Here is a 23,235-nt window from a genome sequence, read left to right on the forward strand (position 1 = left end):
GCTGATAGAATAAAAGAAAAGAGCATGAGAGAGGCGCGGAGAAAACATGTTCAAATTCACTTACTATAGACGTATCCAGGTTTCATTTCTTTTGCTGATTTTTATCCCTCTGATTGCAGTATCGATCATTTCCTTCGTGCTCATCCGGGATACGATGGTAGAGAAGCTGCAGCTCAGCAACGATAACTTCCTGAACGTTATGATTGACGAATTAAACAAAACTATTGATGATGTGACGTTCGCTTCCCATTTTATTGTAAACGATACCAATTTCCGCGCTAATCTGAAGTCATTTGCGGATACTGAGCGGCTAAATAGCTATCAGGATTACGTACATTTTACGCAAATTCAAGATGTGTTTTCGCTCATCAACTCTAAGCCGTTGAATAATAATATCCGCATGTATTTGGTCAACCGGAAACACTTTGTGATCTCCTCTGGGACTGAGAATTTATCCGTGATCAATGCCAACCTGGACAAGCTGATGAGCCGTGTCAATATTCACGAACCGGAGACCTTGCAATGGCTTGGGATGGCTGACAGCGGTTCTGGTAAAAGCAGCAGCTATTATATTGCCAGAGTTATCTATGACAGCCGGGAGAAACGGCAGGTGTCCGTGCTGCTTATCTCAATTCCTGAATCCTATTTCAATAAATTGCTCGGACCCGTCGAATTTGGCAAGGTTGCGTTATTTGATTCTGGAGGAGGCTTGATTGCTGGGAACTCAGAGCTGGCTCCAGAAGGCAAGGAAGCAAGAGGAAGCGTTCGTACGGCCAGAGCTATCGACAAATCTAATTGGCAGCTGATCTATGAAGCTTCGGAGAAAGAATGGTCGGGTCAGATCTCGCGGACGTTTTATAGTGGCATTGGCTTGGTACTCCTCTTATTTATTGTCTTTTCGGCTACCTCCATGCTGATTGCCAAAAGATTGCATAGTCCGATCATGAAGCTGCAGCGCGTTGTGCGCCAGTTCGGGATGGGGAATCTTGATGTCAGGCTGGAGGTCAAGGGCAAGGATGAAATCGCTGAGCTGGGGCAGACGTTGAATACTATGCTGGACCAGCTGCAAGGACTGATTCACGACATCGAGCTGGAGCAGGAACAGAAGCGGGTGATGGAGCTGGAGGCGCTGTTTATGCAGATTCGCCCCCACTTTTTGATCAACACGTTGAATTCGATTAAATGTAGCCTTATTTTGGCCAAAGATAAGCTGCATAGCGGGATCATCGATTCATTAATGAGTCTGCTCCGGGCCTATTTGAAGGTCAATGAACCGGCCACCTTGCGGGAAGAATGCAAACTGCTTGGCCATTATATCGATATTATGAAGATCCGTAATGAAATCCCTCTTGAACTGGAGGTCGATCTGGAAAAGGATACAGAGAAGCTCATCGTCCCTAAGCTGATTTTGCAGCCCCTTGTAGAAAATGCAATCGTCCACGGATTGGTTGACCACCCGGCACCGCGTATTGTCGTTCGCTCGCGAACGGTCCCTGATGGGATCATGATTGAAGTTGAAGATAATGGCTGCGGTGCAGGGGCTGAAGTTCTGGCGGGACTGAACCGCAGGTTACTGTATAAGGACGGTGAACAGGATGAAGCTTATCAAAGGGTCGGGTTAATGAACGTAGTTCAAAGGCTGAGGCTGACCTATGGGCAGGATACCCGCTTGTCGCTGCATAATCTGCCGCAGGGTGGGGTGTCCGTTTCTCTGTATTTGCCGCAAGGCAATCATCAGGTTAATCTGTCAGAGAGAGAGGGATATTGATGTATAAAGTGATGCTCATAGACGATGATGTTCCTATGCTCAAAGTGCTTCAGCAGATGATTGACTGGGAGGCACATAGCTTGCAGATTGTCGGCAGCACCTATTCCAGTGCCAAGGCGTTATTAATGTTTGAGGAAGTGCAGCCTGACATTGTGATCACGGATATTGGTTTGCCGCAAAAGAACGGGATTGAGCTAGCCGATTGTTTCACCCGCATGAAGCCGGAGGTCAGAATTATTTTCCTGACCTGTCATGAGGATTTCCATTATGCTCAGCAGGCGGTAAAGCTGAAAGTAGATGATTATTTAATCAAGGACCAGCTTACAGAAGAGCAACTGGAGAAAAGCCTTGCCAAGTCCGTACACTTGCTTAAGTCGAAGATCGGGTTGATCAGCCATGGGGAGACAGGCTACAACAGCCAGCTCTTCCGGCAGAACCTGCTGCAAAGGGTGATTGGCGGTGCTCCGCCCGAAACCACACTGGCTTATGCGGCGCAAATCGGCATATCCTGGACGTATCCGTGGTTTATGCTGGGCACGGTTAGTATTCATTTTTCCAGTTTCGACAAGCGATACAAGCAGAGTGAGTATCCACTTATTTTATATGCTATTTACAATATAGCCTTGGAACTGTCCGAAACATGTGAAGGGATTACGCCTTTCTTGGAGCAAAAGAATATTGTGATTCTATATAATTACCGTGTGAATCTCGCGCAGAATGCCAGTCTTCATTTTCACGATTATTTACAGCGGCTGTGTTCCGAATGCTCCCATCTCTTAAAGATTCAACCGGGCATTATTGCCGTCACAGAGAAAATGGAGCTACAGGCGATTGGCCAGATCCATCGGCAGATTGTTCAGGACAAATGCGAGTTCTATGCAAGTGCGGATTACACGGTTCTGGATACTCTGCAAATCGCTTCTCCACGTTTCCAGCCTGCACCCCAAGGATTTCTGGACAGCTATATCCCGCAGATGGAACGGGCCGTGATAAAAAAAGACCTTGAAGCCATCCGTGGCACTCTACAGGAAATCGCTAGGACTGCAAAAGTTATGTCTATTCATCCTGGCGATTTCGCCCGGGATTTATCCTTTATGCTCCGCGGCATCGAGTTAATGTTTACGAGCCTGATGTTCGATGAGGATCTGTTCGTCTATCTCGTGCAGACCCGCACACTTGAAGATACGATGGAACTGGTGGAAAGAAAGCTTGTACAGATTACAGGCAGCAAACAGCAGGTGACAGGAGCTTCTCCGCAGGAGCCCAAGCTGCAGCTTATCCAGCAGTATATCGACCAGCATCTTGGCGATAATATCACCTCAATTGATATGGCACGTTATCTGTTTCTGGATCCAAGCTATTTTTCGCGTTATTTCAAGCGCATGACTGGCCTGACCTTTACGGACTATGTACATCAGCACAAGATGAAGGTCGCTACCAAAATGCTGAAAATCTCCAGCCAGAACCTGGAGTCGCTGGCCGTCGGCCTGGGATATTCGGACAGAACCTATTTTTCAAAAGTGTTCAAAAAATATGTAGGAACTACGCCAAGCGAATATAAATCCAAACATTCGGTACGCTGAGAAGCACAATTGTCAACGATATGAACAGACCCGCCGCCCCTCTGAAGTGACCCCTTAAAGTTAGACAGGTATATAATTAAGCGACTTGTTGGGCTTGAGTTCGGTACTGTACCGGACTCAGGCCTTTTAGTTTTGCCTTAATTCGCTTGTTGTTGTAATAATCGATGTATTTTGATAGCTCTTGTTTGAAATGTGTGATACTTTCGAATTCCTTTAAATATAGAAATTCAGATTTCATGATACCAAAGAAGTTCTCAATGACGGCGTTGTCGTAGCAATTACCTTTACGGGACATACTTTGCTTGATATCTCGTTCTTCAAGGGCATGACGATACTGCTTCATCTGATAGTGCCAGCCTTGGTCAGAATGAATAAGGAGGTTATCTTCATCAGTTAATCGTCGGAATGCTTGATCTAACATCGTTGAAACAAGCGAGTAGACCGGCCTTGAACCGATTGTATACGTAATAATCTCACCATTATATAGATCTAGAATTGGAGATAAGTACAACTTTTCTCCAAATAATTTAAACTCTGTAATATCCGTAACCCACTTCTCATTTGGATTCTCAGCGTGGAAGTTACGTTCTAATATGTTCGGTGCGAGTTTGCCAATCGTCCCTTTATAGGAACGATATTTCTTCATACGTACCACACACTTTAAACCCAATACCTTCATCAAGCGTTGTACCTTTTTATGATTCACATGGTGTCCTCGATTCACTAACTCGTCACGAATACGACGATAACCATAACGACCCTCATGCTCCTCGTAAATCGCTTGAATAACGTCTTTTAGCTCCTTATCTCTATCGGGCATACCAAACGTTTTCACCACGAAATAATACGTACTACGAGGGATATCTGCTAGCTGCAGGAGTGCTTTCACCGAAAATTCGTTCCTTAGTTCATAGACTACTCGTGCTTTGTCTTGTTTGGTGATTTTTCCTTGTTTTGAACTAAGGCATTCAACTTTTTTAAATATGCATTTTCCATTCTCAAACGCTCTACCTCTGCTTGTAATGCCTCAACAGACCCTTCTTTTAACGTTTGAATCTTTCGTTTATTAGGTTCTTTTTTCATGGATGGACGCCCCTTCTTCTTTGGTTGTAGGGCGTCCATTCCATGTAACTCTAAGCTTCTATGCCAGCTTAAAATGGTACTATGACTCGCAATATTAAATATCGCAGCCGTTTCTCTAACAGACGTCCCGAATTCGTTCATATAATTAAGTACGTCTAGTTTAATCTGTGCTGGATATGATGTATAGCCCTTTTTAAATGCTTCTTCACCATGATGCTCATATTGACTAATCCAGTTTGAAAAGACAGAATGGTGAATCCCGATTGATTTTGCAATGGTTTTCAAGCTCTCGGATCCCTTTTTATAACGCATAATAGCTTGGATTTTTTCGTCTGTACTGTACCTGGTCATAAAAAAACTGCACCTCCAAATGTTAGTTGTGTCTAACAATTGGGGTGCAGTTCACCTCTAGGGCGGTTTTTTGTTGTCGGCGGACAAAGGTCAAAATCTTGCACATTCCGGGTCATAATCACTCCTTCTTGCGGAAGGCGGATGTATTACTATAATGACAAATCAAATTGTCGAGGTGATACAACGTGGAGGCTGCAAAACAACCTGTGCCAAAAATTCTGCAAGAGAAGCGGAAATTCTGGACTCCGCAACGGAAAGAGGCTTTAACCGGATGGCTGTTTTTGGCACCGGAAATTGTCGGGATGCTTTTTCTTAATGTATTTGCGCTTGGATTCTCACTTTATTTGAGCTTCTCGAAATGGGATCTATTATCGGGAGTCAAAGGAATCGAGTTCATCGGATTGGATAACTATATCAAAATGTTCCATGATCCGAGTATCATTCAAGCTTTGAAGAACAATGCTTTTTATATGATTATGACCGTGCCGATACCGATTGCGATTGCGCTGGTGCTCGCGGCATTGATTCAAAACAGTGTGTTCCTCAAAAATTATTTTAAAGTGGCTTTCTTTATTCCTTATATTTCTTCGATTATTGCGATAGCTGCCGTATGGAGTGCATTGTTCCATCCGTCTCTTGGACCGATCAATCAGTTGCTGATGGAGTTTGGAATTTCCAGCCCTCCGAAATGGCTAGTTGATCCAAAAACCTCACTGTTATCCATTGCTATTATCAGTTCTTGGGCGAGTCTTGGCTACACCATTATTATCTATATGGCTGGCTTGACGAATATTTCCGATGAAATCTACGAAGCCGCCGAAATAGATGGCGCCAGCGCGCTGAAAAAATTCTTTGCCATCACAGTTCCGATGCTGCGTCCGACCACATTTTTCCTGCTTATTACCATGCTAATTGGCTCGTTTAAGGTGTTCGACATCATCGCCTTTTTGACCGAAGGCGGTCCGAATAATTCTTCTACCGTGCTTGTGTTCAGAATCTATGAGGAAGGGTTCAAATACTACAACATGGGCTACGCTTCTGCAATTTCCTGGCTGCTATTCGCTGTTATCGGCTTGATTACCGCGGCCACGTGGAAAATGAGAAATGAAGAATAAAGGGGGGAGATTAACATGCAACTGATTAGAAAAAATATGTCCAGAGTGATCACTACCTGCATCATGGGGGCTTTGTCCATTGTGTTTCTTATTCCGCTGATCTGGATGATTTCCGCAGCCTTCAAATATGAAAAAGATGTAATGCGCTTCCCGATCCAATGGATTCCCGAGAAGATCAATGTAGCGTATAATTTCAAGATGGTTTGGATGGGACGGGTACCTTTCTCCCATTTCTATTTAAACTCCTTTAAAGTTGCGATTATTACAACCTGCATCACACTGATCATTTCATCTATGTCGGCGTACGCCTTGACCAAAATCAAGTTTAAAGGACGGAATATGGTCTTTCTGGCGCTGCTGTCGTTCATGATTATTCCTGACCAGGCCACGCTGATTCCGCGTTTTCTGCTGATTCGTTGGTTCGGCCTCTATGATACTCATGCTGCTATCGTATTAATGAGTATGTTCTCCATCTACTTCACGTTCTTGCTGCGACAATTTATGATTGGTATCAGCGACGAATATATTGAAGCGGCACGAATTGATGGTGCAGGCCATTTGCGGATATTCTGGTCTATCATTGTTCCGCTCTGCAAGCCGGTGCTCGCTACCGTGGCGATCATCAAATTTATCTGGACCTGGAATGACTACCAGAATCCGCTGATCTTCTTGCTAAACAAGAATCTGTACACTATCCCACTCGGTATGACACTGTTCCGGGACGATTATTCGAACAACTATGCGATTATGATGACGGCAGCCGTTTCGGCGATCATCCCATTGGTCATCGTATTCATTGCCCTGCAAAAGCAAGTCATTAACGGAATCTCCTTGGGAGGCGTAAAGGGCTGACTTGCGGGTATGCAAAAGAGGGTAAAAGTCAAAAATGTGATCCTACTACAGCAAAATTGTGCACTTGGCTTGTACAGCGGGTGCCTATAATAAGAAATGAACAAGGCACTATACTTAAATTTCAGTGCGGGGGGAAGTAAAATGAAAACAAAGGGCAAAAAAAGATTATCCGTTGTACTAGGCTCCATGCTGGCGGTTTCCTTAACGTTAAGCGCCTGTGGAAATTCCGGAAATTCAGAGAAGAATGGCGGTGCTGAAGCCAGTACGAATGCCGGGAACACCAAGGTGGACAAGCAAGTCGCCATCAAATATTACAACTGGGACAATGAAGCCCAATCAGCAGGCACGGATGCCATGCTGCAGGAATTTATGGATCAGAACCCAAATATCAAGGTAGAGCATGTGACACTCGTTCCCGGTGATTCTGTGGAGATGCTGAAGAAACTCGACTTCCTGATTTCATCCGGCGAAGCGATTGACGTTGTTCAGGTACCAAGCCTTGGAGGCGTACTTGAACGGGCGACCCGGGGAGCACTTGCCCCGCTGAATGAATTCTATGAGAAGGATAACCTCGTTCCTGAGGATGAATATTATGTGAATGCTAAGGTAGACAACAACTATTATGGGATGCAATATACCAAGAGCAGCAACTATGTAATGCTGAACAAAGATGCACTGGATGAAGCTGGTCTGCCTGTACCTACTTTTGGCTGGACATGGGATGACTACCGCGACTATGCCAAAAAACTGACCAAAGGTGAAGGCGTAGACAAACGTTACGGCACATACTTCCACACCTGGGAGTTGTATATGAACGCTCCGGCCCAAACGATGATGAAAGATCCATTCGTGTATGATGACGGGACGACCATTTTCGCGGATCCAACCTATAAATACTTCTTCCAGCTGCGCAAAGATATGGAGTCTGCTGATAAATCTGCGAAAACTTATGCAGACGCTTTAGCGGCTAAGCTCAATTACCGCACGGAATTCTTTAATGAAGAAGCCGCTATGATTCTGGCTGGTAACTGGACGATTGCTGATCCGGGCAATACTGAGCAGTATCCGCATGATTTCAAGACAGCTTTTGCTCCGGTACCGGTGCCTCCGGCAGGATCGGAACCAAAAGAATATGAGGGCAAATACTTCACCAGCGGCAATATGCTGGCGATGGGCGCTACTTCGAAGAACAAAGAGGCGTCTTTCCAACTGATGAGATTTATGTCAACGGCTGTTAGTGATAACAGACTGGAATTCTCCGGTTATAAAAAAGCGGATAATGAAGCCTTGCTGACCAAACTGGTAGCTGGCAAAGAGGATATGTATGATATGGATTCACTCAAATATACACTCTTTGACAGTGCAATTCAGTTCCTTGATGGTGCGCAGGTGATGACGACGGCAACGTCCGAATTGACCAAAATAATCGATGACGGCTTCAGCAGATTTATGCTTGGAAATGAATCGATTGATAAGGTGCAGCAATGGATGGTTGATGAAGCAACAAAAATTATCAACGAAAAAGGTGTTATAAAATAAATAGGGAATAAGCAAGTATCACAAGTTGTGGACGGGGCTTTGGAAGGTCATCAACTGGCTTTCCAAAGCCTTATTTATATATTGGGCCTACACAAACATATGGGAGAGTGTAGAAATGATGGAAAGCCGATTTTCACAGAACAAGCCGGAAGAGCAACTGGCGCTGCCTTCTAGGGAACAGCTGGAGTGGCAGGACCTGGAGCTGGGGATGTTTTGCCATTTTGGCATCAATACGTTTTGCGATCAGGAGTGGGGAGAAGGCAATGATTCACCTGCGGTCTTCAATCCGCTTCATTTGGATGCCCACCAATGGGTTAGTACAGCCAAAGAAGCTGGATTCCGTTATTTTATACTGACAGCTAAACATCATGATGGCTTCTGCTTGTGGCCGACTGCGACAAGTACTTATTCTGTGGCTTCTAGCCCATGGAAAGAAGGGCGCGGCGATGTCGTCAAGGAATGCGCGGAGGCTTGCCGTGAACTTGGAGTTGGCTTCGGCATTTATTTGTCTCCGTGGGACAGACATGAGCCCTGTTATGCAGATCCGCAAGCGTACGATGATTTCTATGCCATACAATTACAAGAGTTGCTTACGGGCTATGGTCCGCTTACGGAAATTTGGTTCGACGGCGCAGGGTCGGAGGGCCGCAATTACGATTGGCAGCGGATTATGGATCTGATCAAGCGCCACCAGCCAGGCGCCATGGTGTTTAATATGGGGGCACCAACGATCCGCTGGGTTGGCAATGAGGATGGCGTTGCTCCTTATCCATGCTGGAACACTGCAAATTCTGCGCGGGGTAGCATGTTCAGTGAAGCTTCATTGAACTGGCTTCCCGGAACGCCGAGCTGGGTGCCTGCGGAATGCGATGTGCCCATCCGTAAAGACCGCTGGTTCTGGCATCCTGAGGAGGAGCATCTGCTGCTGTCTCTGGAGCAGCTAATGGATATTTATTATCGTTCGGTTGGACATGGGGCAACTTTGCTGCTCAATGTAGCCCCTGACAACCGCGGGCTGTTTCCGGAGGCTGATGTGCAGCGGCTGCTGGAATTCGGCAAGGAGATAAGACGCAGATTTGACAAGGCTCTGGCGGTAACAGCAGGTACTGGAGATATTGTTGAACTGGAATTGCCAGCAGCTACTGTGATTGATCATGCCGAGATTATGGAGGATATCGCTTACGGCGAAAGAGTAGAAGGATATATGCTGGAAGCGTACAGCAACGGGGCGTGGCTGGAGTTGAAGCGTGGCAGTTCGATTGGCCATAAGAAAATCGACGCCTTCCCTCCGGTTGTCGCAGAGAAAATCCGCTTACGGGTGTCAGAAGCTGCCGCAAGCCCCAAGATTAGACGGCTTGCCGTCTACCACTGCGGGGAATCGTTAGAATAAATATTAATAAAGGAGGTTGTCGATAATGAGCCTGCTCACCTGGAACGACGGACACTATTTGCTGGACGGACAGCCTTATCGTATCGTATCAGGAGCCATTCATTATTTTCGGGTTGTGCCTGAATATTGGAAAGACCGGCTGCTGAAATTGAAAGCCTGCGGATTCAATACTGTGGAGACCTACATCGCCTGGAATATACATGAACCTAAAGAAGGGCAGTTCGTATTTGATGGCATGGCCGATGTGGTATCTTTTATCGAACTGGCTGGGGAGCTTGGGCTTCATGTTATTGTCAGACCGAGTCCATTCATCTGTGCAGAGTGGGAGTTCGGAGGCCTGCCGGGCTGGTTGCTAGCTTACGGGGAACTCCAGCTTCGCTGCTGTGACCCTCTTTATTTAAGCAAGGTAGACCGTTATTACGATGAGCTAATTCCTCTGCTGGTTCCGCTGCTCTCCACACATGGCGGACCAATTCTGGCCGTTCAGGTAGAAAATGAATATGGCAGCTATGGTAATGACAGTGGCTACCTGGGCTATATGCGTGATGGACTGGTCAGCAGAGGGATCGATGTGCTGCTCTTTACTTCCGACGGGCCAACCGATGAGATGTTGCTCGGCGGAACACTGGAGGATGTGCATGCGACAGTCAATTTCGGCTCCAGTACAGAGGAATCCTTCCGCAAATATCGGGAATACCGCTCTGAAGAGCCGCTTATGGTGATGGAATACTGGAACGGCTGGTTTGATCACTGGATGGAGGATCATCATGTACGCGATGCCGGGGATGTAGCAGGTGTTCTGGATGAGATTCTGACACAGGGCTCCTCATTTAATATGTACATGTTCCATGGTGGAACCAATTTTGGTTTCTATAATGGTGCGAATCATATCGTCACCTACGAGCCAACGACTACAAGCTATGACTATGATGCCCCGCTCACGGAATGGGGAGATACGACGGCGAAATTTGAAGCTGTCCGGTCGGTACTCAGCAACCATGGATTTGCCCCGACTTGTCCACTCCCTGAGCCGATTCCGAAGATTTCTTACGGGAAAGTCGCTTTGACGGAAAGAGCGGAACTATTCACAGCTTCCAATCTGGAGAAGTTATCAGAGACGGTGAACAGCGTGTGTGTACAGCCGATGGAGAAGCTCGGACAATCCTATGGTTTTATATTGTACAGCACTTATGTGAAAGGGCCGCGCTCTAGACAGAAACTCTACATCGAGGGCGTGCGCGATCGGGCGCAGGTCTTCCTGGATGGACAGGTGCTTGGGGTGATTGAGCGCTGGAATCCGCTGCCACTGGAACTTTCCATCCCCGCTGGGGGAGCGCAGCTGGATATCCTCGTCGAGAACATGGGACGAATCAATTACGGGCCGCTCATTCGCGATCCGAAAGGGATTCTGGACGGGGTTCGGATTGATAACCAGCTGCAATATAACTGGACGATTCGTACTTTGCCGTTGGAACAGGAACAGCTGGATTCACTAGCGTACAAGAAGCACCCGGTGGAGAAGCAGCAAACTGCGACCCTTTCGGGTCTGCCCGGATTCTACCGGGGGAGCTTCGAGGCGGAGGAGATTGGCGATACCTTTCTACGATTCGATGGATGGAATAAAGGGGTCGCCTGGATCAATGGTTTTAATCTGGGCCGCTACTGGAACGCAGGGCCGCAACGCGCCCTATATATCCCGGGCCCATTGCTGCGCAAGGGGCGCAATGAACTTGTTCTTTTGGAGCTGCATGGCCGTGCGGAGACTTGCGAGATTGAGCTTGTGGACCTTCCTGATCTGGGAAGAACTTCGGCCGTCGATGACGCCGTGTTGAATTTTGTGCAGGATGATAACTTGTAGATTCGCAGCTAGGGCTTTGGGGCGGTTCGTTAGAACCCTTCCAGAGCCTTTTTGACGTCTATAAAAATCTCCGGGGTACGTTTCATTTCACCTTGGTATGTGAATAATGGAGGATTGAATAGGAAGGGAGCATTAGAGATGCAGGTGTATATGGACATTGTGCTTAGGGCGTTTGTTGCTATGATCATACTTTTGCTGATCGCCAAAATATTGGGAAAACAAACGTTATCTAACTTGACCTTCCACGATTTCGTGACGGGTATTATATTGGGCTCAATAGCCGCGAACCTGGCGTTTAATAAACAGCTGCATTCTTCCTACATGATCCTGGCGCTTATAGTCGTTACCGTTACATCTTTTATACTATCTGTCATCGCTTTAAAAAGTCGTAAAATGAGAAGCTGGATTTCAGGTTCACCCACTGTACTTATTGAGGATGGGAAAATTCTTGAGCAAAATATGAAAAAGGTAAGGTATTCGTTGGACTCTTTGGATCAGGCATTGAGAGAAAAGGAAATCTTTAATCTAGAGGTAGTAGAATACGCTGTGCTGGAAGATAACGGAATGGTGTCTGTATTAAAGAAACAAGAGTACCAATATGTTACCCGAAAAGATCTAAAGCTGTTGTCCGTTCCTCAGAGCTTTCCCGTTGAATTGATTATGGATGGAATAGTGCTTGCAGATAATCTTAAGGATAATAGCCTGACCCACGAGTGGCTGGAGAACGAGTTAAGACGTAAGGGAAAACAAATTTCTGATGTGTTTTACGGGGTAAGAGGAACGCAGCAGCAGCTCATTTTTGACTATTATGAAGACGGGATAAAGAAACCTATTGATAAAGAATAGCTTTTATTCATATTGGAGATTGACGGATGCCTAAGCAGCGTCTTATAATGTTTATATAATTATTAATTAGTTAATAAAAATATAAACGTTGAGAGGCGGTATTTAACCATGGCAGAACGTGCGATCCTTAATACTGACATTCGCAAAGGGACGATTAACAGAAATATTTACGGACATTTTTCTGAGCATCTAGGCCGTTGTATTTATGAAGGGATTTGGGTTGGAGAAGATTCAACTATTCCTAACACCAACGGCATTCGTAATGATGTCGTGAAAGCGCTTAAGGAAATTAAAATTCCTGTACTTCGCTGGCCAGGCGGCTGTTTCGCAGATGAATATCACTGGAAAGATGGTATCGGAGCCCGTGAAGGTCGTAAACGTATGATCAACACTCACTGGGGCGGAACGGTTGAGAACAACCATTTTGGTACACATGAATTCATGGAATTATGTGAGATGCTGGAATGTGAGCCTTACATTAACGGTAATGTGGGCAGTGGTACCGTTCAAGAGATGTCCGAATGGGTGGAGTATTTAACCTTTGGAGGCGTATCTCCAATGTCCGAGCTTCGCCAGCAGAATGGCCATCAAGAGCCTTGGGCTGTGACTTATTTTGGCGTGGGGAATGAGAACTGGGGCTGCGGCGGGAATATGCGTCCAGAATATTATGCAGATCTTTATCGCCAATATCAGACGTATGTACGTAATTACGGGGACAATCGTATTCACCGGATTGCTTGTGGTCCTAACGTGGATGATTATCACTGGATGGAGGTTCTGATGCGTGAGGCAACACGCTTTATGGACTCGATTACCCTGCATTATTATACAATCCCTGGTCCAGCATGGGAGAATAAAGGTGCAGCTACAGGCTTTGAAACGAGTGAATGGTTTAGTACATTAGAGAAAGCCCTTCGCATGGATGAGCTGATCACCAGACATGGCGTTATTATGGATAAATATGATCCGGATAAAAGAGTAGGCCTTATCGTAGATGAGTGGGGAACTTGGTATGATGTAGAGCCGGGAACGAATCCAGGATTCCTGTATCAACAAAATTCAATTCGGGATGCTCTTGTGGCAGGCGTGACCTTGAATATTTTCCATAAACATAGTGACCGGGTACGGATGGCAAATATTGCGCAGACGATTAACGTACTTCAGGCAGTTATATTGACCGAAGGGGAAAAGATGGTGCTGACTCCTACGTATCATGTGTTCAATATGTTTAAAGTCCATCAGGATGCGGAGTTGCTGGATTTGGCACTGGAAAGTGGCACTTACAGCTTTGAAGGCCGTGAGATTCCTGAAGTATCTGCTTCGGCTTCCGTAACTGCTTCTGGAATCATTCATGTCAGCCTTTGCAACTTGAACCATGCAGCTTCTGCTACTGTACCACTCGAGCTTCGTGGTCTTTCCGGGAAGAAGGTTGAAGTGACAGGCACAACACTTGCCGGTGACAAAATTGATGCTCACAATACCTTCAGCCAACCGGAGGCAGTAGTGCCGCAAGCCTTCACTGCCTTTACTCTGGAGGGCGATCTTCTTAATGTTGAACTGCCTCCAATGTCAGTAACTGTGCTGGAGATTACGCCGAAGGCTTAAGGTGGTGTTACCATGTCAACAACATCAACATGCAAGGGATGCAGAGAGGATTATAAAGTTACGCCAACGCAGATTAATCGTATCTTGTCTTCTTCCATGTTTAAGCCAGAGTTTTGTGTTCCAGATGAAGTTTACGCTGAACGGGTTGCCCTTTGTGGGACTTGCCCTAAGCTGCACGAAGGGGTAACTTGCGTCGCTTGCGGTTGCATCATCCCCGTAGTAGCCAAGCTTAAGGAACGTAGTTGTCCATTACCCGGGGGTGGCTTGTGGGGCCCCTTTATCGAAAAGAATTAAGCTAAAATAAGAGCCGCATTCGACTCTCCAATGGGAGGTGAATGCGGCTTTATTCTTGGTTATCCGTATAGAACAATTCAACGATTAGATCTTCATTGTAATTTCCAAAACCTTTGCCAAAAAGAGTAATCCCGCCAATATGCTCGGCATCTTCATCTACGGAAAGCTTAAAAGACCACTGTTTGTCACGGATATTCACTTGATCAAGGGTAACTTCTGAGAGCTTCAAACCATCCATAAATGTACCTTTTGCTGTAATGCGCAGCTGCTTGAGCAAGCCGTATTGGTTCGTGAGTGCTGGCCACCAGGCCGGTGTATATTTACCACGGCTATCCCCGTAGTCACCGGGACTTGTCCAGAATCCAAGCTTCACTCCGTTCAGAGTGAATGTGATATCCGAAGGCCAATTATTATTAATGGAAGGTGCTTCGGAAGCAATTTCCATGGTTATAATCAATTCCTCAGGATGCTGGCTGGAGAGTAGGAAATTAGGGGTTTTATATTCAATAAATCCTTTGCCGAACCAAAGAATCCCCGCATTCATACGCTCAAGATCCCAGAAATATCGGGGATCATCAAAACTGCCGATCACTTTCTCAGTAGTTGCAAGACCACAGGTTGGCTCGATCAGGAAGTCGGAATAATGTCCAACCGGAATTTCCTTGCGATAACTTTTGCGCTCATTGATTTGTCTGCCTGGAAAGGTGATTTCTGCTCCTTCAGCAGCTAGAGTACAGATCTTTTGCAGACCACTTCGACCAGGTGCCATATGCGTCTGGATCAGGCCGGCAGCTTCCAGCTTACGCACATGCATAGTCATAATGGCGCTACTCAAATTTACTGCTGCGGCCAATTCCTTAACATTCATAGGATTTTCGGCAAGCAAACGCAACATGTGTAGGCGTACTGAGCTGGCTAAAGCTTCATAGACGGGAAGGGATTCTTCCGACAGGTCAAGTTTCATAAATGGCCTCCAATTAAAATTTATGGGCTAATCGCCGATGATTAAGAAATTTATTAATAACAATATAAAAATCGACGTTTATCTCGGACGTATAGTTAATGATTATATTAGTTAAATACTTTTTTTACAATATGGGACTTTAAAAAAAGAACGGAGCCTGTGGCTCCGCTCTCTCTTTTCAAATCAAGTCTTGCTTAATCTACGTTCGAGCTATACTCTGCCTGTACTTCATCTGACTTGAGCGCTCTGCTGTAAATCTTCAGTTCATCAATCATACCCTTAAATGGTGCATCCCAATAGTTGACGCCTAGAGCGAAAACGCCATTCTTATTCTTAAAGACATTCGGGAAGCCATCACCAGAGAACTGCTCTACTCCGTTGAGGTAAACTTTTACGGTTCCATTGCTGACCGTAAACGCAACATGTGTCCATGTATTTACTGGAATCTTCATGGCAGAAATAGCATCATACCAAGCTTCTCCGGACCATAACAACGTTTTACCGCCACCGTTCTGAGGAACGAAGCTAATCCAGCTATTTTTAGTGGCAGCGCCGAAGAAAGTAGTTGTTGCATCTGTAAGTTGTTCAGGGTTTAGCCACATAGATACGGTGTAGGTATTGCTGTCAATTAATCCATCAGGCAAACGGATACCGGAGGTACCGTTGAATATTGCAGCTTGACCGAGGACACCGTTACCGTATGTGATATTGCCTACTGTTGGGCTATCTACTTTTGCTCCTGTAACTTCGCCTTTTCCGTTCAATTGGAAGGAGTCATCCAGGTCGCCATCAAAAGCATAATGAGCTACTTTTCCATCAGTTACATTTACTGTGTAGCTGGCTGAAACTTCGCTTCCATCAGTCGCTGTTGCAGTAATTACAGCTTGGCCACCGACAGTTAGTGCTGTTACTATTCCGCTCGCTGCGTCAACAGCCACTACGCTGGAATCGCTAGAGCTCCAAGTTAGCGCCTTATTTCCGGCATTGGTCGGAAGCACACTTACTTGAGGGGTGAAAGTATTTCCTACAGCTACTGATTTAACAGCTTCACTGAATGAAATATTACTTACTTTGATATTCGTATCAGGCTCACCGTTTACAAGCCAGCCTACAGCTTCCGCAGACAATGCTCTATCATACACGCGGAATTTATCAACCAAACCTTTGTAGGGTGCATCCCAATAGTTCACACCAAGAGCAAATACGCCGTCTTCTCTATCAAAAATATCTGTGAATCCTTTTCCGGAGGATTTCAATACACCATTTACATACATATTGACTGTTCCAGCATTGTAAGTGAAGGCTACATGCGTCCACTGGTTAACTGGAATTTGTAAGCCTGTATCAGCATCCAGCCAAGTATCGCTACCGAACCAGAGTCTAGTGGTTGCTCCACCGTTTCCATAAGGCAGGAGACTGAACCAGTTCGTTTCGGTTTTAGCACCGAAGAATACAGGAGTAAAAGCTTTTAATTCGGATGGATTCAGCCACATCCCTACTGAGTATGCGCTACTTTGAATTAATCCGTCAGGTAGACGAACACCGGATTTGCCATCAAACTTGGCTGCCTGACCGTCTTTACCAGCCTCAAAAGTGATGTCTCCATCCTCAGTGTTGTTGATCAGATTTCCGGTGACTATGCCGTCAGCTGTACGATCACCATTTTCTGCAAGGTCGCCATCAAAGTCAAAGGCAGCTACTAAGCCGTCTTCCAGTTGCGTGCTCTTTTTTTCCATAACAACGGCGGTGAAGGTTTTAGTTACTGCGACTTCGCCTAGCTTAATTGTAGCAGTCAGTTCAACTGTAGCGTTTCCAAGTCCAAGTTCAGGACGAGTAACCTTACCATTGTTACCAATTACGGCCTCATTGGAAGAGGACCATGAAATTTCTGCTCCGCGCAAGCCTTCCGTAGGGAGGGTGATGTCATCGTATATTTTTCTTGTGTCACCAATACTCAAGCCTGCAGCAATATTGTTCAAAATCTGCTCAACGCTCATCGATTCCATCTGGCTGCCCCAGATAGTGATTCCTTGATCTGACATTGCGGTGAACGTCATAACATGCTGTTGGCGTGAGGAATCCCATTGCTTCACAAATACACCTTTGTAGAGATGTTGTACGGTGTTTCCATTTTCCGTTTCGTTAATAAGCAAATGAGCGAAGTACTCATCCTTCAATTCCCAAGTTCCGGTTAACGATCCAGCGATCGTTCCGTCACTTTTCAGCTCGATATCTACTGTAGGCTTGATGATGCCTGAAACATCTTTGCCGTGGTTAACGAACTGATAAGAGCCGACAACATTATCCCGTGCTACAGCCCCAATAGTTTCACCCGTGTAACGATGTACGGCAGTTACTGGCCAGCCATCTTCGTTAGTGAACATTTGATGCACACGAAGTTCATGTGTTTCACCACGGAGTGGGAAACGAGTGTGGAAGAAGTTAAATATTTTACCCGTTTCATCATCATATTGTACCGAGTTATGTCCTGAGGACACATAACCATACGTTTGGAAATTCGGGTCTGCATTTTGATTTGTAAACATGAAGTTTCCTAATAGCTTATTACCATATGGTGTGTTGTCACCATCGGTAGTTAGAACAGCATTCTGTTCTGCTGCATCCGTATAAGGGCCGTCCGGATTTGTTGAACGGAACTGCCGCATGCTGTAACCGCCTTTGGAGTCAAGTCCACCGTAAGTTACATACAAGAAGTAGTAACCAGTATCCTTGTCGTAAACGATATACGGACCTTCACCCGATTTGGTCATTCCGCCAGAAATATGGGTTCCGAAATAGCGGTCGATAAGACGTCCATCAGCGGTCTTTCCATCTTTGCCTGGATATTTAGGTTCTCCGGTAGCTGGATCAATCTCCAGAATGAATATACCACCTGACCATGAACCATAAGTCATCCAAAGCTTGTTGTCTTTGTCGTAGAAAATAGTTGGGTCAATTGCATTTGTATAGGTTTTGTTTTGGTACAAACCACCTGCATTAAACCAATCTGGATTGACACCTTCCAGCGTTCCATTGCCGATAAGGTCCTTGATATTTGTATTGTCCCATTTCTTATTTACTTTACTGTCACTGTCATAAGCCTCTTCCTTGGTGAAACCGGAATAAATTACGGTATTTCCATAAGTATAAGGCCCTTCGATATTTTGCGAAGTGGCGTAGCCAATCGCCGAACGGATATAAGTAGAAGAAGCGCTGTAATACATCATATAAGCGCCAGTTGTTCCATCAGCGTTCTTATAATCGTTATTCCAGAATACGTCCGGTGCCCAGATGGAGAATCCGCCTTTACTGTCCGAATCGTTCTCGCCAGCCCATTTAAAGGATTCTGCCAGATTCTTGGACAGATCACCAAAAATCACGTTGCCCGGTGTTGTATAACCATTAGTGAACTGTGTCCAGTTCATCAGATCATCTGATTTGGCCGCATCGATATGGGAGCCAAATACATAATAAGTTCCATTATCCACAACCACCGATGGATCATGCACCGAGACATTGGTGAGTGCTGGTGCAGTTGCTCCCGGACTAGGTGTAGCCGTCGGATTTGGTGTAGCCGTCGGATTTGGTGTAGCTGTTGGATTTGGTGTAGCTGTTGGATTTGGTGTAGCCGTTGGATCTGGTGTAGCAGTTGGAGCCGGAGTAGCTGTAACTTCCGGAGCTGATGTAGCAACAGAACCGCCGTTAGATCCACCAGTACCAGTGGTTGCCGTAGCCGTTGGAGTTGGTGTTTCAAAATGGATTAGCTGACTGTACTTGCTATCAAAGATAACCTTACCCGTGCCTTGGATGGTTAGGATATCGTTGAAACCAAGGATTAGATTCTTGATTTCCGTACCTGCCTCTACACGTAGCTTGGCTTTTTGCTTCAGTGTAACTTCAGCAATACTGCCTGCTGTCAGATGGAGTGTAGGCTCTCCCAACGCTTGAAGCTCAACGGAATCAAAGCTTCCTTTCAGCTTGAGGATGGAATCCTTAGGCAGCGTATTCTCAACAATAACCCGGCTGAAACCTGCCCCCGTTAATGCATCTTCCTCTAGTATTGCACCGGAATGTACGCGTACGTTTGGTACAGCACTTGTGCCTCTAGTAACGACGCGCAGCTTGCCGTTATGCTTATCTACTACCATTTCAGCAGCATTGGAGTCGCTTAGTACGACACTGTTCTCACCGCCACCGGCAACGAATACTTTTCCCTTAACAGTGACATTATTCAGTGTGATATCGCCCTCAGCAATACCTTCGGTAAGGTAGAGATTCCCTGAGATTGTGGAGTTTTTCAACTCTACGCCTGGGCTGCTGATAACCATATTCCGAGTGTTAATCCCCGAATAGCTTCCGCTCTTAGGTGTGATTTCTCCGCCCAGCTTCTCAATCATGCGCAGTGCTTCCGCTCTTGTTACAGCCTGAGTTCCTTTAAAGCTGCCGTCAGTGTAGCCTTGCAGATAACCTTCACCAAGTAAAGACAATACTGCTTCTTGGCTCCATTCTGGCAAATCAGCAGCATCCTTTGGGGCAGAAGTGCCAACAGATGAGTTGAGTTGGAACAGTCTGTATAACATTACTGCAGCTTCTTGACGACTTACTTGCTGTGCGGGTCGGAAGGTGCCATCGCTGTATCCTGTCACATATCCTGCAGCGGTTGCTTTTTGGATATCGCTGTAGTAAGCACCTGTCGTGGAAACATCCGTGAAGCCAATTTCGGCTTTTTCCTGCAAATTAAAGACCCGATTAACCAGAGTAACCCACTCTGCACGGTTGATTTCTTGATTTGGCTTATATATTCCGTTTCCGTAACCCAGAATCAAGCCCTTATCTACCCAAGATTGAAAATCCTTCTGTGCCCAGTGGCCGGAATAATCGGCGATTTGTTGCTGAGTGGATAATGCGACTGATTTGGAATCGCTTGCAGAAGCTGCAGAAATTAATGGAGCAGGCACTAATAGAGTGAGTGCAAGCAGGGAAGCGGTTAGTTTACCAGTAGTTTTTCTCAAATGTATGATCCTCCGATTCTAGTGATGTAGAGCTTGTACACGCGTATTTTTCCAATTCCTCCCTTCTTTACTGAAAAAAATGTAAAACGCTTACATAAATAGCTACTAAAAAAACGCTTTCGTATATGAAAATGGTTTTAATTTATGTATTACTAAACCATAACAAGGAAAACGTTTTATAATGCTCTCATTTTAAGCATGATATCAGCAAATAGTCAAATGGAAATTTATAAATCCATGAATCTTTTTATATTTTTATAAATTATAAATTCAAAATAGAGGAAAATGATTTAACTACTGGTGATTAATGCTGAAGTGGATAAGAGTGAAATTTGGTGAATGGATGACTAGGCGGGATATATCAGCATGGATAAAGAGAGGGGGTAGGGCATAACGGGTGGGGGGGAGCTAAGGAAGAATAGCTAATTAGTTGTTCACCCCCGCAAAAAGAACCAGTTTTGCTTAGAACATAAAAGAAAAATTTACAGATAGTACAATTTGAAAATGATATCTTGATCATGGTTTCCGAATTTTTTCCCGAAAATCGTTGCTCCTCCTACGTGCTTTGCATCTTCCTTCACTTCGATCCGAAAGGTCCAACGGTCACAAGTCGTATCTAAATCCTCAATCGAAACCTGAGACAGCGGGTCACCGTCAATGTAAGTTCCATTGTGGTTTGTAATTCTAATCGTTTTTAGCAATCCGTATTGATTGATATTGTGTGGCCACCATTCCGGTGTGAATTTACCTCTAGCATCAGCGAAATCCCCGGGGCTCGTCCAAGTCCCTAATTCCAAGCCATTCAAAGAAAAGGTGATGTCTGAAGGCCATACGTCATTAGCAAAGGGGAATTCGGAAGAAAGCTCTAAGCTAATCTCAAATTGCTGTAGGGTTTCCTCTTTTTTTAGGAAATTAGCGATATTATATTGGACATAACCTTGAGTGAACCAGAGAATCTCTGCGTCCACTCTTTTAGAATCCATGAAATACTTAGGTTCGTCTACTCTGCCGATAAACTCCTTATCCGTAGCAAGTCCGCAAGTAGGTTTCAGATCATAATCGGTATAATGACCAATCGGCACTGATGTCTCGTAGGAGGCAAAAGAGTGAAAGATTTTCTTCGGGAAGTTAATCTCAATATGATCCACCCTAAGAATTGAAATTTTTTGCATTCCTGATTTACCAGGCACCTTTTCCGTTTTTATGAGCCCTGCATCTTCTAGTTTTTTAATGTGTTTGGTAACGATAGGACTGCTTATTTTAAGTTCTTCTGCCAAATCTTTGATGTTCATCTTATTTTTGGAGAGCAACTGAATAATTTTGATGCGTACTTCACTCGCTAAAGCTTCGTAAACAACAAGAGAGGATTTGTCGATTTCCAACTGCATTTTACCCACTTCTTTCAAAGTTATTTCATATACTGTAAAGTTTATTAATCTATATATAAAGTAACATGAAAGGTAACCGAAGTAAATATAATATCGCTTTCATCTCCGAGAGATGAATCAAAAGGTTAATTAAATGAAAAAAAATTCTATTAAGTTTATTTAAATGTTATTGACTACGCTTTCACAATGAATGTATACTAATCTCAAGTTAATCGTTTTCAAAGAAAGTGAACATGAATGGTTATCTTAACATTACAGCTGCAGGGGGAGAGAGTAATGAAAAAGAAATTTGGAGTTTTATTAGCAACGGTTCTAACATTATCGACAGTTTTGGCAGGATGCGGTGGTAAAGATGATAGTAAGACGATTACGTTCTGGACACCGCTGACCGGTGATGACGGTGCTTATATGGATCAAATTGTTAAAAACTACAATGCAACGAATCCCGAAATTAAAGTAAAACATGTTATTACGGCTGATATGTACACAAAGATTTCTACAGTTTTGGCATCTAGCAAAGGTGTTCCTGATTTAGCAATTATCCATGCTGACCGTGTTCCTGGATTTGTTAAACAAGGTGTACTGGAATCCATGCAAGATACCGTATTGCCAGCACAACCTGAACTGAAAGCTGAAAATTACTTACCACAAGCTTGGAACACTGGTAATATCGATGGAACTCAATACACAGTTCCTCTTGATATTCATAGTAACGTAATGTATTACAATAAAGATTTGCTGAAAAAGTATAATGCTGAATCTTTCTTGGATGATAACGTTGTTACTATTGATGAAATGCTTTCCTTACAAGGTAAATTGGATGAAGGCGATTACGTAGTTAATGATGCTTTGCTGGGCTGGGTTATCTTGGCTCAAATTCAAGATTTGGGCGGCGATATCCAAGTTGATGGAAAACCGGCTGTTAACACCCCTGTCTTTAAACAAGCGTTTGAAAATGTTAAGAAAATCGCCGATGCTGGCCTTATGACTCCATTTGGTGAAGACGGTTACTTGATGTTCCAATCTCAAAATGTACTTTTCTCGACAGACGGAACTTGGAGTTCTACAGCACATGCTGGGGTTGAAGGTTTGAACTTTGGCGTGACCAATGTTTATTCTCCTACTCCTGACAAATTCACCAACAGATCTTCTTCTCACTTGTTCGCTATGTTGAAAAATGATAAGAGAACAGACGAAAAAGAAGTAGGTATTGCTAACTTCTTGGAATATGTTCGTACGAATTCGATGGAATGGGCAAAAGCTGGACAAAACGTAGCTAGTAACGTAGTTAACCAAAGCCCTGAGTACAAAGACTATATGCAATCCTTCTTTACATCTGATGAAAAAGAAATCGAATCCCTTTACATTTACACATATGAATACTACCCATACATTGCGGAAGCTGTAGATACTTACTGTGCGGATATCGTTCGTGGCAACGTTGATATTGATGAGACTTTGGCAACGATGCAAAAATTTGTTGAAGATAAAATTGCGGAAAGCAGCAGTGCAGCAAAATAAAGCAAAATAGAATAGATTGTACGAAGTAATGTGCCATGTTATGGTGCATTACTTTGTGCAAAAGGA

The 23,235-nt window shown here is 44.7% G+C and carries 15 protein-coding genes; 11 read left to right on the forward strand and 4 right to left on the reverse strand.

Going from position 1 to position 23,235, the window contains the following annotated elements; genetic code table 11:
• Window positions 1-46: 46 nt before the first annotated feature.
• Together NYE58_RS08835 and NYE58_RS08840 are read left to right on the forward strand one after the other, a co-directional pair.
• Window positions 47-1,768, forward strand: coding sequence for a sensor histidine kinase (locus NYE58_RS08835; protein ID WP_341001570.1), 1,722 nt, complete (start codon window positions 47-49; stop codon window positions 1,766-1,768).
• Window positions 1,768-3,351, forward strand: coding sequence for a response regulator transcription factor (locus tag NYE58_RS08840; RefSeq protein WP_036675653.1), 1,584 nt, complete (start codon window positions 1,768-1,770; stop codon window positions 3,349-3,351). Before NYE58_RS08835 ends, NYE58_RS08840 begins: the two co-directional genes overlap by 1 nt.
• 76 nt (window positions 3,352-3,427) lie before the next feature.
• On the opposite strand, the gene NYE58_RS08845 is transcribed toward NYE58_RS08840, so the two are convergent.
• Window positions 3,428-4,785, reverse strand: a protein-coding gene (locus NYE58_RS08845) for an IS3 family transposase (protein WP_143766079.1) whose coding sequence is annotated in 2 segments (ribosomal slippage) — window positions 3,428-4,332 and window positions 4,332-4,785 — 1,359 coding nt in all. Because the reading frame shifts where the segments join, the coding sequence is not laid out codon by codon here.
• A 185-nt stretch (window positions 4,786-4,970) separates the two neighbouring features.
• On the opposite strand from NYE58_RS08845, the gene NYE58_RS08850 reads away from it, so the two are divergent.
• The 8 genes from NYE58_RS08850 to NYE58_RS08885 all read left to right on the forward strand — a co-directional run bounded on the left by NYE58_RS08850 (window position 4,971) and on the right by NYE58_RS08885 (window position 14,284).
• Entirely contained in the window at window positions 4,971-5,900 is a 930-nt protein-coding gene (locus NYE58_RS08850) for a carbohydrate ABC transporter permease (RefSeq protein WP_051490863.1), read from the forward strand.
• 15 nt (window positions 5,901-5,915) lie between these two features.
• Window positions 5,916-6,752, forward strand: a complete 837-nt coding sequence (locus NYE58_RS08855; RefSeq protein ID WP_036675652.1) for a carbohydrate ABC transporter permease — start codon at window positions 5,916-5,918, stop codon at window positions 6,750-6,752.
• Window positions 6,753-6,893: 141 nt separating this feature from the next.
• Entirely contained in the window at window positions 6,894-8,291 is a 1,398-nt protein-coding gene (locus NYE58_RS08860; RefSeq protein WP_076100552.1) for an ABC transporter substrate-binding protein, read from the forward strand.
• Between the two features lie 115 nt (window positions 8,292-8,406).
• Window positions 8,407-9,681, forward strand: coding sequence for an alpha-L-fucosidase (locus tag NYE58_RS08865; protein WP_244886442.1), 1,275 nt, complete (start codon window positions 8,407-8,409; stop codon window positions 9,679-9,681).
• 25 nt (window positions 9,682-9,706) lie between these two features.
• Window positions 9,707-11,539, forward strand: a complete 1,833-nt coding sequence (locus NYE58_RS08870) for a glycoside hydrolase family 35 protein (RefSeq protein ID WP_076317291.1) — start codon at window positions 9,707-9,709, stop codon at window positions 11,537-11,539.
• Between the two features lie 51 nt (window positions 11,540-11,590).
• A complete protein-coding gene (locus tag NYE58_RS08875; protein ID WP_341001572.1) occupies window positions 11,591-12,385 on the forward strand; it encodes a DUF421 domain-containing protein in 795 nt (264 codons plus the stop codon).
• Window positions 12,386-12,493: 108 nt separating this feature from the next.
• On the forward strand, window positions 12,494-13,990 hold the full coding sequence (locus tag NYE58_RS08880; protein WP_038569495.1) for an alpha-N-arabinofuranosidase: 1,497 nt from the start codon (window positions 12,494-12,496) through the stop codon (window positions 13,988-13,990).
• A gap of 12 nt (window positions 13,991-14,002) precedes the next feature.
• Window positions 14,003-14,284 carry a DUF6171 family protein gene (locus NYE58_RS08885; RefSeq protein ID WP_076100542.1) on the forward strand — a complete coding sequence of 94 codons (282 nt, stop codon included), beginning with the start codon at window positions 14,003-14,005 and terminating at the stop codon, window positions 14,282-14,284.
• Between the two features lie 49 nt (window positions 14,285-14,333).
• Here the strand turns inward: NYE58_RS08885 and NYE58_RS08890 are convergent, their stop codons facing one another.
• The 3 genes from NYE58_RS08890 to NYE58_RS08900 form a co-directional block, all read right to left on the reverse strand.
• Entirely contained in the window at window positions 14,334-15,248 is a 915-nt protein-coding gene (locus NYE58_RS08890; protein WP_038569496.1) for an ArsR/SmtB family transcription factor, read from the reverse strand.
• A 194-nt stretch (window positions 15,249-15,442) separates the two neighbouring features.
• Window positions 15,443-20,260 (reverse strand): LamG-like jellyroll fold domain-containing protein, encoded by a 4,818-nt coding sequence (locus tag NYE58_RS08895; RefSeq protein ID WP_341001574.1) that lies wholly within the window; start codon window positions 20,258-20,260, stop codon window positions 15,443-15,445.
• Window positions 20,261-20,742: 482 nt separating this feature from the next.
• On the reverse strand, window positions 20,743-21,648 hold the full coding sequence (locus tag NYE58_RS08900; RefSeq protein WP_036675644.1) for an ArsR/SmtB family transcription factor: 906 nt from the start codon (window positions 21,646-21,648) through the stop codon (window positions 20,743-20,745).
• A gap of 276 nt (window positions 21,649-21,924) precedes the next feature.
• On the opposite strand from NYE58_RS08900, the gene NYE58_RS08905 reads away from it, so the two are divergent.
• Window positions 21,925-23,169, forward strand: coding sequence for an extracellular solute-binding protein (locus NYE58_RS08905; RefSeq protein ID WP_036675642.1), 1,245 nt, complete (start codon window positions 21,925-21,927; stop codon window positions 23,167-23,169).
• Window positions 23,170-23,235: the final 66 nt, after the last annotated feature.

Source organism: Paenibacillus sp. FSL L8-0708, from assembly GCF_038009325.1.
GTDB lineage: Bacteria > Bacillota > Bacilli > Paenibacillales > Paenibacillaceae > Paenibacillus_AQ > Paenibacillus_AQ odorifer.

Bases quoted from the DNA above. Each gene is read 5' to 3' on its own strand.
- NYE58_RS08890 (WP_038569496.1), bottom strand. From the start codon at position 15,248: ATGAAACTTGACCTGTCGGAAGAATCCCTTCCCGTCTATGAAGCTTTA.
- NYE58_RS08885 (WP_076100542.1), top strand. From the start codon at position 14,003: ATGTCAACAACATCAACATGCAAGGGATGCAGAGAGGATTATAAAGTT.
- NYE58_RS08835 (WP_341001570.1), top strand. From the start codon at position 47: ATGTTCAAATTCACTTACTATAGACGTATCCAGGTTTCATTTCTTTTG.
- NYE58_RS08870 (WP_076317291.1), top strand. From the start codon at position 9,707: ATGAGCCTGCTCACCTGGAACGACGGACACTATTTGCTGGACGGACAG.
- NYE58_RS08865 (WP_244886442.1), top strand. From the start codon at position 8,407: ATGATGGAAAGCCGATTTTCACAGAACAAGCCGGAAGAGCAACTGGCG.
- NYE58_RS08900 (WP_036675644.1), bottom strand. From the start codon at position 21,648: ATGCAGTTGGAAATCGACAAATCCTCTCTTGTTGTTTACGAAGCTTTA.
- NYE58_RS08860 (WP_076100552.1), top strand. From the start codon at position 6,894: ATGAAAACAAAGGGCAAAAAAAGATTATCCGTTGTACTAGGCTCCATG.
- NYE58_RS08905 (WP_036675642.1), top strand. From the start codon at position 21,925: ATGAAAAAGAAATTTGGAGTTTTATTAGCAACGGTTCTAACATTATCG.
- NYE58_RS08840 (WP_036675653.1), top strand. From the start codon at position 1,768: ATGTATAAAGTGATGCTCATAGACGATGATGTTCCTATGCTCAAAGTG.
- NYE58_RS08880 (WP_038569495.1), top strand. From the start codon at position 12,494: ATGGCAGAACGTGCGATCCTTAATACTGACATTCGCAAAGGGACGATT.
- NYE58_RS08855 (WP_036675652.1), top strand. From the start codon at position 5,916: ATGCAACTGATTAGAAAAAATATGTCCAGAGTGATCACTACCTGCATC.